General features: G+C 67.3%; 13 protein-coding genes and 1 pseudogene. 11 read left to right on the forward strand and 3 right to left on the reverse strand.

Going from position 1 to position 13,221, the window contains the following annotated elements:
- Positions 1–3 precede the first annotated feature (3 nt).
- The 4 genes from H6A23_RS09055 to H6A23_RS09070 are packed head-to-tail and all read left to right on the forward strand — an operon-like array spanning position 4 to position 3,892.
- A complete protein-coding gene (locus tag H6A23_RS09055) occupies positions 4–1,287 on the forward strand; it encodes a glycosyltransferase (protein ID WP_204831864.1) in 1,284 nt (427 codons plus the stop codon).
- Positions 1,284–2,681, forward strand: a complete 1,398-nt coding sequence (locus H6A23_RS09060; RefSeq protein WP_353653045.1) for a sensor histidine kinase — start codon at positions 1,284–1,286, stop codon at positions 2,679–2,681. Before H6A23_RS09055 ends, H6A23_RS09060 begins: the two co-directional genes overlap by 4 nt.
- Before the next feature lie 20 nt (positions 2,682–2,701).
- Positions 2,702–3,418, forward strand: a complete 717-nt coding sequence (locus H6A23_RS09065) for a LytR/AlgR family response regulator transcription factor (protein WP_204831865.1) — start codon at positions 2,702–2,704, stop codon at positions 3,416–3,418.
- Positions 3,419–3,427: 9 nt separating this feature from the next.
- The gene (locus H6A23_RS09070) at positions 3,428–3,892 is read left to right on the forward strand and encodes a metallophosphoesterase family protein (RefSeq protein ID WP_204831866.1); all 465 of its coding nucleotides are present in this window, start codon (positions 3,428–3,430) and stop codon (positions 3,890–3,892) included.
- Positions 3,893–4,051: 159 nt separating this feature from the next.
- Here the strand turns inward: H6A23_RS09070 and H6A23_RS09075 are convergent, their stop codons facing one another.
- Together H6A23_RS09075 and trxA are read right to left on the reverse strand one after the other, a co-directional pair.
- Entirely contained in the window at positions 4,052–4,738 is a 687-nt protein-coding gene (locus H6A23_RS09075) for a phosphatase PAP2 family protein (protein WP_204831867.1), read from the reverse strand.
- Between the two features lies 1 nt (position 4,739).
- Positions 4,740–5,057: a thioredoxin gene (gene trxA / locus H6A23_RS09080; protein ID WP_204831868.1), complete on the reverse strand. Its 318-nt coding sequence runs from the start codon at positions 5,055–5,057 to the stop codon at positions 4,740–4,742.
- Between the two features lie 151 nt (positions 5,058–5,208).
- On the opposite strand from trxA, the gene H6A23_RS09085 reads away from it, so the two are divergent.
- From H6A23_RS09085 to H6A23_RS09095, 3 genes are all read left to right on the forward strand, one after another.
- Complete coding sequence (locus H6A23_RS09085; protein ID WP_204831869.1) at positions 5,209–5,763, forward strand: hypothetical protein; 555 nt, start codon at positions 5,209–5,211, stop codon at positions 5,761–5,763.
- A 64-nt stretch (positions 5,764–5,827) separates the two neighbouring features.
- Positions 5,828–7,522: a glucose-6-phosphate isomerase gene (gene pgi / locus H6A23_RS09090; protein WP_204831870.1), complete on the forward strand. Its 1,695-nt coding sequence runs from the start codon at positions 5,828–5,830 to the stop codon at positions 7,520–7,522.
- 81 nt (positions 7,523–7,603) lie between these two features.
- Complete coding sequence (locus H6A23_RS09095) at positions 7,604–8,437, forward strand: hypothetical protein (RefSeq protein WP_204831871.1); 834 nt, start codon at positions 7,604–7,606, stop codon at positions 8,435–8,437.
- Positions 8,438–8,764: 327 nt separating this feature from the next.
- Here H6A23_RS09095 and H6A23_RS09100 read toward each other — a convergent pair whose 3' ends face one another.
- Positions 8,765–9,925 carry an IS256 family transposase gene (locus H6A23_RS09100; RefSeq protein WP_204831872.1) on the reverse strand — a complete coding sequence of 387 codons (1,161 nt, stop codon included), beginning with the start codon at positions 9,923–9,925 and terminating at the stop codon, positions 8,765–8,767.
- Between the two features lie 95 nt (positions 9,926–10,020).
- On the opposite strand from H6A23_RS09100, the gene H6A23_RS09105 reads away from it, so the two are divergent.
- The 4 genes and pseudogenes from H6A23_RS09105 to H6A23_RS09115 all read left to right on the forward strand — a co-directional run bounded on the left by H6A23_RS09105 (position 10,021) and on the right by H6A23_RS09115 (position 13,019).
- Positions 10,021–10,548 (forward strand): SpaA isopeptide-forming pilin-related protein, encoded by a 528-nt coding sequence (locus tag H6A23_RS09105; protein ID WP_353653046.1) that lies wholly within the window; start codon positions 10,021–10,023, stop codon positions 10,546–10,548.
- A gap of 152 nt (positions 10,549–10,700) precedes the next feature.
- Positions 10,701–11,030, forward strand: a complete 330-nt coding sequence (locus H6A23_RS11570; RefSeq protein ID WP_286165926.1) for a hypothetical protein — start codon at positions 10,701–10,703, stop codon at positions 11,028–11,030.
- Between the two features lie 18 nt (positions 11,031–11,048).
- Positions 11,049–11,828 (forward strand): annotated as a pseudogene (locus H6A23_RS09110) (class C sortase); the annotation flags it as partial.
- A gap of 234 nt (positions 11,829–12,062) precedes the next feature.
- Entirely contained in the window at positions 12,063–13,019 is a 957-nt protein-coding gene (locus tag H6A23_RS09115; protein WP_204831874.1) for a class C sortase, read from the forward strand.
- Positions 13,020–13,221 lie beyond the last annotated feature (202 nt).

The following is a 13,221-nucleotide window of genomic DNA, read 5'->3' on the forward strand; positions in this document are numbered from 1 at the left end:
CGCTTGAACCCGGTTATCGTCATACCGTCGTACTGGGCCGAGGGCGACCAACCGGGCGCCCTCGGGGAGCGGGGCGTCTACGACTACACCACGCCGATAGACAAGCCCCTGCCCGAGCTGGAGCTCTGCCTCTCCTCGCTCGACCAGGTGCGCGGCGTCATCCGCGTGATCGTGCTCGTGGTGGCCCCGCCCTCGTGCGAGGACTCGGCCCGGGCCCGCGTGGAGAGCATCTGCCGGGCCCACCCCGCGCTGAACCCGCTCGTCATCGGCGCGCGCGAGGCCGCGCACGTGGAGCGCGCCGTGGGCCGCATGGCGCACCACGTCACCGGGGAGACGGTCTCCCTGCGCGGGTACGGCGCCATCAAGAACATGGGTCTTGCCGTCGCGGCCATCTTCGGCCATGACGTGGTCGTCTTCCTGGACGACGACGAGGTCGTGCTAGACGCGGACTTCCTCATCAACGCGGTCCACGGCCTCGGCTCGCTCACGCGGCAGAACCTCAAGGTGCTCGTCAAGAGCGGCTTTTTCATTGACGCCAACAACAGCCCCTATGCCGAGCCCACCGAGGAGTGGACCGAGAAGTACTGGTCAAAGGCCGCGGAGTTCAACCGCGTGATGGAGCGGATGCAGTCCTCCTCCTCGCGCTTCTCGCGCTCCAACCACCTCTGCGGCGGGTGCTGCGCCCTGCATGCGGAGGCCTACGCGAAGGTCCCCTTCGACCCGTACATCACGCGCGGCGAGGACCTCGACTACGTGCTCAACCTGCGGGCCAACGGCATGGACGCGTGGTTTGACAACGCGTGGTTCGTCCGCTCGCAGCCGCCCGAGGAGATGGCGAGCGTCCCCTCGGTGTTCATGCAGAACGTGCATCGCTGGCTGTACGAGTACCGCAAGCTCGACGCCATGAACGCCCGCCGCGACCTGCGCACCATCACGCCCGAGTCGCTCATGCCCTATCCCGCCCCGTGGCTCTCCTCGGGCGTGCGCCGCCGCGTCTTCCAGACGGCCCTGCGCCGCTTCATCAAGGGGCCCAACCGCCTCGCGTACCTGCGCATCCTCACGAAGGGGCGCTATGACGCGGACAAGTTCGCCCGTGCGGCGAGCTCGCGCTACCTGTCCTTCTCGATGATGTGGCCCGGCGTGGTCGCGGCCCTCTGGGAGGACCCGCTGCTCCAGGGAGCCATCCGCCGCACCGGCGAGGTCGTGCCGCCGGAGGAGCGCGCGGCCGCCGTGACGGACGACCTTGGCGACACCGGGGCGCTGCCGACGGTGGAGGATGACCGGTGATCGGAAAGCTTCGCCCGCCCAGACGCTCCGCCGACGTCCTTCTCGCCGTGTGCGCCGTCCTTCTCGCCGCGCTGCTCATCACGAGCATGCGCGACGGGATCGTGGTGGCGGCCATGCTCGTGGGCTGCGGCATGGCGGCCGTCATCGTGATGAGCGGCGCCATCAGCGTGACGCCCGAGGACACGCGCTCCGAGGCCACCGAGCGCACGCTGCGCGTGGCTACCAACACCCTCGCCCACCTGCGCGGCGGCCTTACCGAGGAGAACGCCCGCGCCATCTGCTCGATGCTTCTGCCCGAGACCGGCGCCGCGGCCATCGCCATCACCGACACCGTGAAGGTGCTCGCCTACGAGGGCGCCGTCCAGACGCCCTTCCTCGCGGGGACCCCCAACGCCAAGCCCACGCTCGAGGTGCTGGAGAGCCGCCGCATGGAGACCTTCGTGGCCGTGGACGACGACACCCAGGAGGCGCGCCTCTTTGCCGTGGGGAGCCACACCGAGGGGAGCGCCTTCGGCATCATCGTACCGCTGCTCGTGCAGGACCGCGCCGTGGGGACGCTCAAGTTCTACTACCGACGCGACCTCGACGTCGACCGCACGCAGCTCGCCATTGCCGAGGGGCTGGGGCTGCTCCTGTCCACCCAGCTCTCCTCCTACGAGCTGGACAAGCAGGCCGAGCTCACGGCCCGCGCCGAGGTCAAGGCGCTCCAGGCGCAGATCAACCCGCACTTCCTGTTCAACGCGCTCAACACCATCGCCTCGTTCACGCGGACCAACCCCACCAAGGCCCGCGACCTGCTGCGAGAGTTCTCGCTCTTCTACCGCCGCACGCTGGAGAGCTCGGAGAAGACGCTCATCCCGCTCTCGCAGGAGCTCCAGCAGACGCGAAGCTACCTGCGGATCGAGAAGGCGCGCTTTGGCGAGGACCGCATCGTGGAGAGCGAGCGCGTGGCCCCCGGCTGCGAGAGCCTGCCCGTGCCGTCGTTTCTGGTGCAGCCGATCGTGGAGAACGCGGTCCGCCACGCCATGCGCGACGAGGGCCCTCTTCACGTTGAAGTTCAGGTGGCCCCCGACGGAAATGATATTCTTATTGCCGTGACTGATGACGGGCTGGGCATGGACGAGGCCGTCGCCAGCCGACTCATGGCCGAGGCCGGGGAGCCCCGTCCCGCCTCGGGCGCGGGGGCCAGCAAGGGCGCGGGCATGGCACTGCGCAACGTGGCCGACCGCATCGAGCGCTTCTACGGCGTCGGCTCGGGGGTGGAGATCGTCTCCAAGCCGGGCGAGGGCACGTGCGTGACGCTCAGACTCGCGGGGGCGAGAAGGACGCTCCTGTCGGGGGCGGCGCAGAGGCAAGACGAGGGGACGCGCGGCCGCGCCGGCCGGACGTCCTGAGAACGCGAAGGGGAACGTGTATGCGCGCGATGATCGTGGACGATGAGGCCCCGGCTCGCTCCGAGCTGAGGTACCTCCTCGAGGAGACCGGCAGGGTCGACGCCATCATGGAGGCCTCGAGCGCCCGCGAGGCCGTCGAGAAGCTGATGGAGAGCAAGGCCGACGTCATGTTCCTCGACATCCAGATGCCCAAGACCTCGGGCATGCAGCTCGCCGAGGCGCTCCACCGCCTCAAGAACCCGCCTGCGATCGTCTTTGTGACCGCGTACAGCGAGTACGCGCTCGAGGCGTTTGGCGTGGACGCGATTGACTACCTCATGAAGCCCGTGGAGCCCGAGCGCCTGAACCAGGCCCTCGACAAGGTCCAGTCGCGCATGAAGCCCCAGCCGCAGAGCCACTCCTCCGTGGAGCGCATCCCCGTGGTCAAGAGCGGCCGCAAGGTGCTCGTGCCCATCGACCAGATCCGCTATATCGAGGCCAAGGACGACTACTCCTGCATCTACACGTCCGACGACCGCTTCCTCTCCACGATCTCGCTCGCCAAGCTCGAGCAGAAGCTCGCACCGCATGGCTTCTTCCGCGTGCACCGCGGCTACATCGTGAACCTCGAGTACGTGGAGGACGTGGAGGTCATCTCCTCGGGCATCCTGCAGCTGGGCGTCAACGGCATCGAGGGCAAGAAGATCTCCGTCTCGCGCCGCCGCGTGGTGGCGCTCAAGCGGGCGCTCGGTCTCTAGGGAGGTCGCGTGGGCGAGCTCAGGCGCTACGACATCATCTCGGACACCCATGGCTATCTGCCCCCGGAGCTGCTCGAGGCGCTTCAGGGCGCAGACGTCATCGTGCACGCGGGGGACATCTGCTCACCCTCCGACTTCCAGACGCTACAGCTCATCGCGCCCGTCCAGGCGTGCCTTGGCAACAACGACTATGCGTCCGACTATCCCCCGGCGGTCCGCACGCGCAAGATGTTCTATGGCAGCGGCCTCAAGTGGCAGGTGACGCACCGCCGCGAGCGACTCAACCTCTCCATGTGCGACATCGGCATCTTCGGGCACACGCACTTCCCCTTCCTCGAGCGCGACGAGTGGACGGGGACGCTCGTGATGAACCCGGGCAGCCCCACGGGCCCGCGCCGCTCCCGCCCCTCGATGGGCAGGATCCTCTGCGAGGAGGGGCGCATCGTCGACGCGCAGATCATCACGTTGCGCTAGGGGCGTGCGGGCGGGATTTTGACGCCCGGCCGCGGCCCTCTCGCCACCGCGCCCCAAAATTAATCCGCCCTCTGGAGGGGCGGGGAAAATGCCAACTGGGCAAACGTCGTTGCATGCCGCCAGAGGGCGGATTAATTTTTGGGCGTCCCTGGAACCGCCCTAGGAGGCATCCACCGCTACAAGTGCCGGCGCCACCACCCGCGTGTAGAACGCCAGCCACACGAGCGAGACGCAGAACCCGGCAATCACGTCAGATGCGTAGTGAACGCCCAGGTAGATGCGGCTCACGCCCACCATCACGATGACGAGGCCAAAGACGACGCACCACACCACACGCATGGCGTCGCGGCGGTGATAGCGCCAGATCATCCAGATGAGCAGGCCAAAGAACGCCATAGCCACCATCGAGTGCCCCGAGGGGAAGCTGTACCCCGTCTCCTCGATGAGGCGGAACCCCTCGGGGCGCGGGCGCTGCACGATGACCTTGAGCAGGGCGTTGAGCGCGACCACGCAGGCCAGGTTGATGGAGACGCACCATCCTGGGGCCTTGCCCGGGGCGAGCGCGGCTATGACCGCGGCCATCACGGCGAGCACCACCACGGATGCGAGCGAGGTAAAGCCCTCCATGACGGGCGTCAGGACATCGGAGCGCAGCCCCTCGACGATGGCCCGGTAGGCAAAGGCGTCGAGGCGCATGAGCTCGCCCTCGGCGACCTCGCCGAGCAGAACGAGAAACACAACCGCGGCGACGAGCGCCACGATGAGACGCACGTTTTCCCGGGCAAGCGCGAGGGCGCCGCGCGCAACGTCGCGGGCGCCCTCGGAAAGGTGGTTCTTCGCGGACATGTTAGAGATTGGCCTCCAGCTCGGAGACGAGCGAGGGCTTGGGCATGTTGCCCACCATGGTGTGGACGGGCTGGCCGCCCTTGAAGAGGATGAGCGTGGGGATGGAGACAATGCGGAAGCGCGTGGCGAGGTCGGGCTCCTCGTCGACGTTGCACTTGTAGACGGTCAGGCGGTCGGCCATCTCATCGGAGACCTGCTCGACGGTGGGGCCGAGCGCGCGACACGGGCCGCACCACGGAGCCCAGAAGTCAACGAGAACGGGCTTGTCGGAGCCGGCGATGACGGAGTCGAACTCGGCGGTGGTGATTGCCTGGGACATGTGACCCTCCCTTTGGTCGATGATGTGCTTGATTGGCTTATGCCCGATTTACACTAGTTCAAACGGTGGCGGCAGGATATGTGACAATTCTCGTAGCAGTTAGGGCGAGGCAAAGGGGACAGGTTCCTTTGTCTCATCTGAGGAGGCGTCGATGGCATCGGAGCGTGACGCGCGGCGGCGCGCGTATCTGGACAAGGCGGCGGCGGAGATCGACGCGCTGGCGGCGCGCGGCGTCGTCATGGGCGGCAACGCGTTCTCCACGGTTCTTCTCGTCAAGGGCAAGCTCACGGAGGCCGAGAAGAACGGCGACGCCCCGTTCTCGGGCGCCGACGGCACGGCCCTCAAGGCGTCGCTCAAGGCGCTCGGCTACGCGCCGGAGGAGTGGGAGTGGCTGCTCACCGCGGACGCGGCCGGCGTGCCCCTCGAGCCGGGCCTTCTTGCCGAGGCGGTCTGCGCGCTCGACCCCGCCACGCTCATCTGCTGCGACGACGCCGCCGCGGCGGCGATGCGGGACGCCTACGCGGACGACCTCGTGCTCATCGATTCGCTCGAGGAGGCCATGCTCGCCCCGGGCGCCGTGGCCCGCGTCCGGGGCATGCGCGTCCTCAACCTGGGGGGCTTTGCGGACGCCCTCGCGGACCCGCACGAGAAGCAGGTCATGTGGGCGCGCCTGAAGAAGATTCCGCCGCTGGGCGAGCCGTTCTAGCGGGGCGTCGCCAGGCGCGATATGCTTATCCTATCTGTAGCTTCCCGGGGAAGGAGCACGCACCATGCCCACCATTGCCGCACCGATTGACGCGACCGCCACGCCCGCGTGGGCGGCCCTCCAGGCCCACCACGACGAGCTCGTGAGCTCCGGCTTCAACCTCAAGGACGCCTTCGCCGCCGATCCCGCGCGCGTGGAGAAGCTCTCGTTTGATACCGAGGACCTGCACTTTGACCTCTCCAAGAACCTCGTGACCGAGAAGACCGTCTCCCTGCTCTGCGACCTCGCCCGCGCCGTGGGCCTGGAGGAGCGCCGCGACGCCATGTATGCCGGCGCGCACATCAACACCACCGAGGACCGCGCCGTCCTGCACACGGCGCTGCGCCGCCCGGCCTCCGAGAAGGGCACCGTCTTCGACGGCGAGCAGGACTGCGTGGCCGACGTCCGCGAGGTGCTCGACCGCATGTACGCCTTTGCCGAGCGTGTGCGCTCCGGCGAGTGGAAGGGCGTCACGGGCAAGCGCATCGAGCACGTGATGTCCATCGGCATCGGTGGCTCCGACCTCGGCCCCGTCATGGTCTACGAGGCGCTCAAGCCCATGGCCGATGCCGGGATCGACTGCCGCTACGTCTCTAACATCGACCCCAACGACATGGCCGAGAAGGTCAAGGGCCTCGACCCCGAGACCACGCTCGTCATCGTGGTCTCCAAGACGTTCACCACGCTCGAGACCCTCACCAACGCGCGCGAGGCCAAGACGTGGCTCCTCTCCGAGCTGCGCGCGGCCGGCGCCATCGACGGCTCTGCCGAGCAGGACGCCGAGGCCATCAAGAAGCACTTCGTGGCCGTCTCCACCGCGCTCGACCTCGTGGCTGACTTTGGCATTGACCCGGAGAACGCCTTTGGCTTCTGGAGCTGGGTCGGCGGCCGCTACTCCGTCGACTCCGCCGTGGGCCTCTCGCTCATCATCGCCTTCGGGCCTGAGCGCTTCGAGTGCTTCCTCAAGGGCTTCCACGATCTGGACACCTACTTCAAGGAGACCCCGCTCGAGCAGAACGTGGTGGCGCTCCTGGGCCTCATCAACGTCTGGTACGTGAACTTCTACGGTGCCGAGAGCCACGCCGTGCTGCCCTACAACCAGTACCTGCACCGCTTTGCCGCCTACCTCCAGCAGCTCACGATGGAGTCCAACGGCAAGAGCGTCCGCTGGGACGGCAGCCCCGTGACCTGCGCCACCGGCGAGATCTTCTGGGGCGAGCCGGGCACCAACGGCCAGCATGCCTTCTACCAGCTCATCCACCAGGGCACCCGCATGATTCCGGCGGACTTCATCGCCTTCGTGAACACGCCCAACCCCGTGCGTGACGGCGACCAGGACGTTCACGAGCTCTTCCTCGGCAACTTCCTCGCGCAGACCAAGGCGCTCGCCTTTGGCAAGACGGCCGACGAGGTCCGCGCCGAGGGCACGGCCGAGTGGATGGTGCCCGCGCGCTGCTTCGAGGGCAACCGCCCGACCACGTCCATCTTTGGCGTGGAGCTGACCCCGCACGCGCTCGGCGAGCTCATCGCGCTCTACGAGCACATCACCTTCGTCGAGGGTACGGTCTGGGGGCTTGACTCCTACGACCAGTGGGGCGTTGAGCTGGGCAAGCAGCTCGCCAAGCAGATCACGCCCGCCTTCCACGACGATGAGGCCCTCGCCGCACAGGACGCCTCCACGCAGGCCCTCATCAACTACTACCGCGCTCACCGCAAGTAGCGCGCAAAGGGGAGCGGGCACTTTCGCACGTTTCGGGCCGTCGGGCTTCTCGCCCGGCGGCCGCGCCTTAGATAGGGGCATATGGCAAAGAGGGGCGGCGCGCGCTCGGAGTTTGCCGACAAGAGCGCGGAGGAGGTCGCACGGGCATACCTCGGCTGGTTTGGGAGGACGCGCGCGTGCTGCGTGGCCGCCGCCATCATCGTGGGAATCGCGGCCATCGTGAGCCTGTTCGTGGTGGACAGCCTGGCCCTCTACCTGCTGGGACTTGCTGCGCTGGTGGGCATTGGCATCTGGGTCCGCGTGCGCGTGAATCGCGAGTTCCGAGGGCTCCTCGCCATCATCAACACGGACTGCGACGTTGAGAAGTGGCGCGGCGTGATCGGCCGGATTCGCGAGCACGACCTCCGCCGCCGGCGCTCGCGGGCACTTTGCGACTGCTATCTGGCGCTGGCCGACCTCGAGGACCGGCGTCCCGCAGACGCGCTCGCGCGCATGGAGGGCCTCGACTTTGGCCGCCGCAGCATCCTGAACGTGATGCTCTTCCAGAACCGCGCCGTCTGTGCGCATGAGCTGGGCGGCATTGCTGCTCGCGACGCCGCGGTCGCGGCGCTCCGGGCGCTCGCGGATGGGTATCGGGTCGGGTCAAAGCGCCGGGCGACTGCGGAGCGGCAGCTGGCAGACCTCGAGCTCTCCCTCAAGCCGCGCGAGGCGTGGGATGCTGCGGACGAGCGCCGGGCGCGTGAGCGCCTGGACGGCGCGGTCTCGCATCGCGAGATGGTATCGTGGACGATCCTGCTCACGGAGCGCGAGCTGCGGCTCGGCCACGCCGATGCGGCGCGGGAGCTGCTGGACGAGCGGCGCCTGGCTCCCATGACGCCCCGCGCGGCGCGGCGGCGGGCCGACCTTCTGACCTGACGCGGCCCGCCTTCGCGGATGCCGTTAAAGAATCGCGGTCGTTGCGGGATACGCCGCTTCGCGCGTTAGAACTTCGGGGTTGTTGCACCTGGTGCCGGGCGAGAAGAACGCGCAGCTCCGGATTTCCGGCGCCCGCGGGCACCCCGTGGCCGGCGTGGGCTGCAACGACCCCGGTTCTCTATGCGTTCCTGGGCGCCGCGCCTGCAATGAGCCGCAGTTTCTAGCGCCGCAAGCTGCCGGCACTGCAACAACCCCGGATTGCTAACGGGTACCGTCAAGATTCTTGCGCACTTTCCGACAGCCCCATAGGCCCGCCGTCCGGTGCGGCTACCCCTCCAGCAGAGTCACGTCCAGGTAGCGACGAGAGCCCCACTCGCTCTCGGCCACGTACTTGAGCCTGGCGGTCACGAGCATGAGGGCGCTCCTCCCGTCGGGGAAGGTGCCCACGACCCTCGTCCTGCGCCGGATCTCGCGGTTGAGCCTCTCGATGGCGTTGTTGGTGCGTATGCGCCGCCAGTGCTCGCGTGGGAACCGCGTGTGGGCCAGGGTCTCGGCGTAGCCGTCCCTCACGACCTTGGCGGCCTCCCCGAGCTTGGACTTCTCGAGCTCGGATGCGACCTCGAGGGCCTTGGCCTCGGACGCCTCGCGCGACTCCATGGCGTGGACGGCCCTGAGCATGGCCGCGACCTTCGGCCGCTTGGACTTGGGCACCTTCGCGAGCACGTTCCTGTAGAAGTGGACCGTGCAGCGCTGGTAGGCCGCGCCGGGGAAGACCTCCGCGATGGAGCCGACCATGCCGGCCGCCTTGTCGCCGGCGAGCATCCTCACGCCGCGCAGCCCGCGCGACCTCGGCCACGAGAGGAACTCCCGCCAGCACTCCGCCGACTCCGTGAACCCCTCGGCGGCACCGATGACCTCGCGGAAGCCGTCGTCGCTCACGCCTATGGCCACCATCACGGCCACGTTCTCGTAGCTCCCGCCCCGGGACCTCTTGAGGCATGTCCCGTCGACGCAGACGTAGGGGTACGCCCGGTCGAGCGGCCTGTTGCGCCACCCCTCGACCGACGCGAACGCCTTCTCGTTGAGGTTGGAGACGGTCGACGCCGAGACGCTCGAGCCCCGGAGAATCTCGGAGACGTCCTCGATGCGCCTGGTGGAGACGCCCGCGAGGTACATCTCTATCATGGCCTCCTCGACGCTCGTCTCGCGGCGCCGGTAGCGCTCGATGATCGCCGTGGTGAGCCGCATGCCCTTGAGCTTGGGCATGCGGATCGTGACCTCGCCGGACGTCGTCGTGAGCTTTCGCTCGTAGTGGCCGGCGCGGTACGCCTCGCGCCCTGCCGTCCGCTCGTAGCGCTCGGCGCCCACGAGGTCGTCGGCCTCCTCGTCCAGGAGGCCGTTCAGCATCTCCTCGACGGTACTCCTGACGAGCTCGCGAAGGTCGGTCTTCAGGCTCTCCTCGTTGAATGTTACGATTGGCTCGGGCATGGTCTACCTCCAGCATGTTTCTTGTCTAGGCAACTCGAATCATACCGGGGCGGGCCGTGCCCTCCTTCCTATCTGGACGCTATTCCGCTGTCAAAGTGCGCAAGAAATTGTACGTTACCAACGACAAGGTGGCGGTCATCGAGGGCTCGACTGAGACCAACAAGGCAAAGCTCGACTTTGGTCAGAACGACAGTACCGAGTCTGATGTCGTTGAGGTCGATACCTACGCTATCTCCGTCGTCAAGACGGATGCCGACAGCGGCGCTGCGCTTAAGGACGCTGTTTTCGGAGTTTATTCCAACGAAGACTGCACCGATGAGATCGGCCAGATTACTACCGGGGAGAACGGTGTCGGCTTCCTCGCTGGCCTTAAGGCTGGAACCTACTACCTCAAGGAGATTGAGGCTCCTGAGGGCTATCAGCTTGACATGACCGTTCATACCGTGGTTGTCCCTGCTGTCGACGATACCGACAACAACGTCAACCTTGACATCACCAACAAGAAGGACATCCCCGACCTTCCCTCCACCGGTGGTGCCGGCACGATCGCCCTCACCGCTGCTGGCGTGGTGCTGATTGCTGGTGCGGCCGCCTTCATCGTCCGTGCTCGTAAGGAGAACTAAGGCACTGTCCGCCTGACCGCTTTGGTCGAGCGCATGGCCCGGCTTCCATCTTGGGGGCCGGGCCTTTGCGTAGCTGTTGATGGCCGGCGTTCTGGCGTAGAGCGCCGACCACTGACAGCTGTGAAACGCCCATCAGATAAGGGGGTAGATGAGTGAGCCCGCGCAAAAGCAACAACGCCGCGGTGGCCGGCAGCGTGTCAACACACGGCGCCCGTTCCGCCGCGCCTAGAGGGCCGGTCCGTCGCAGCGTTCTTCTCGCCATCGTCGCGCTGCTCGTGGGGGTTGCGTGCGTTGCATACCCCCTGGTGAGCAACGCGTTGCTACAGGCTGCGCAGGGCAAGGTCATCAGCGTGCAGCAGGAGGCCGTTGAGAAGGAGCCCGAGGAGGACCTCTCGGCAGAGCGAGAGCGGGCAATCTCATACAACGAGCGGCTGCTCAATGGGCGTGCCGTGGTCACGGACCCCTTTGACCCGGACGCCTAGCGCCCGAGCGACGAGGAGTACTGGCAGACACTTAACCTCAACGGCGACGGCGTCATGGGAACGCTGGTCATCCCGGCCATCCACGTGAACCTGCCCATCTATCACGGCACGTCTGACGAGGTGCTGCAGGATGGCGTTGGGCACCTTGAGGGCACAAGCGTTCCGATTGGCGGCCTCTCCACGCACAGCGTCCTCTCAGGCCACACTGGCCTCCCCTCGATGAAGATCTTTGACGCGCTTGACCAGCTGGAGGTGGGCGACTACTTCATCATCCAAGTGCTGGGTGAGGACCATGCCTACCGCGTGACCTCGATCGAGGTGGTTTTGCCGGACGAGACAAGCTCCCTTGGTATTCAAGAGGGAAAGGACCTCTGCACGCTTGTCACCTGCACGCCGTATGGCGTCAACTCGCACCGTCTGCTCGTGCACGCCGAGCGCTGCGAGGTCCCGGTCGAGTGGCTCGACAAGGGAGACGCGGAGTTTCCGGCGGGGTACAGCGAGCCCGCGGACAAGGCGCTGCTGCCATCGGTGCTGATAGGCCTGGCCATCGCGGCTCTTATCATCGTCGCGTACGCCATCGTGAGGAGGCTCCGCTCCGGGGCGGGCGCTCGTGGTGTCGCCCCCATTGAGATGGGCGAGCCCACGGGCGGAGCTGGGCCCGCTCGGGCGGGGGGGCACTTTGCGGTACCTGGTTCTTCTCGCCAGGGCCAGTCGGGGTCTGGCGGGGGTGCCGTGGGGATGAGGCCCGTCTTGCCGAGGCGCCATCGGCCGGGAGAGGGGAGGCGGCGCCATGGCTAGGCGATTGGCCCGTCCTGACGCGGGTCCTTCTCGCCCTCCCACGAAGATTGCTCCTCGAGCGGCGGCGCCCCTCCTCTACCGAGCTGTTCCTGAGGGGGCCTGAAGCGCTGCCTGCCTCTGGCGGCGGCGCTGGTTGCGGTGTACGCTTTGGTTGTTCGACCGCGCCTCTAGCACACCGGGGGTGCGCGGGATGTGGGACCTGGAATGCCGGACGAAGCAACGAAGGGGGGCGCCGTGGCCAGGCATTTGGCAGACGTGCCGTCACGTGACGGCCGAGACGGGCGCCCGCGGCGTCGGCGTGGGCTGCCCGCGCTCCTGATGGGCGTCGTCCTTCTGGTCCTGGGCATCGCGCTGATGATTGCCCCCACGGTTGGCGCCGTGATCGAGCGGAGTCACGCGGACGCCGTGGTGGAGGACTTCCGGCGCGAGGCCCTGGGCGGCGAGTCCGTGTTGGACAGCGAGATAACCTACCGCCCCAAGGAGGGCGACGCCACCTATGAGGCGCTCCAGGCGTACAACCAGGAGGTCCGTGCGGGTACGGGCGATGCGGTGAACGACCCCTTTGCGCTCACGGGCAGCGACCTCTCTGAGCTTGGCCTGCCGGACGGGATTGTGGGCACCATCTCCATTCCCAAGATGAGCGTGTCGCTTCCGCTCTACCTTGGCGCCACGGAGGACAATCTCGAGAAGGGCGCCTGCGTGGTGGCCGGGACCTCGATGCCCGTGGGCGGGGCGTCCTCGAACTGCGTCATAGCCGCGCACCGGAGCCGCTGGTACGGCGTGCAGATGTTCCGCGACATCGAGCTCATGGAGCCGGGCGACACCCTTACGATCACGACCCCGTGGGAGACGCTCACCTATGCGGTGGTGGGCTCGGAGATCATAGAGCCCGATGACGCCGACGCCCTTGCCGTCCAGGACGGCCGCGACATGGTAACGCTGCTCACCTGCCACCCCTACACGCAGACCACGCAGCGTTACGTGGTCTACTGCGAGCGGGTGCCCAACGAGGAGGCGCAGTCGGAGCCGGGCCTTGCCGAGCAGGCGGTGGCGGCGTTTCTGCCCGCGCCGGCCGAGGGATCGCCGGAGCTTGGGGCGGAGCTTGCGCTCAAGATCGTGGGGCTGGCCATAGTGCTCGGCACGGGTGTGCTCCTTGTGGTGGACGCGGTGCGGCGGGGGCGCCGGGCATAGCGCCGCTTTCAGGGTTGCCATTATGTCGTATAGCGCCGCTTTCAGGGTTGCCATTATGTCGTACATAGCCATCTACCTGCGGTTTGCAACCGTAGGGCGCCTCTGTGTTGCCAAAAAAGCAGCCCGGGGTTGGTGGCTGGCGCCCGTCTGGTACCGTAACGTACGTGGTGCCGGCAGACAGCGCGCCCGCACGGGCGCACCA

Source organism: Olsenella uli, assembly GCF_016900775.1.
GTDB classification, from domain to species: Bacteria; Actinomycetota; Coriobacteriia; order Coriobacteriales; family Atopobiaceae; genus Thermophilibacter; species Thermophilibacter uli_A.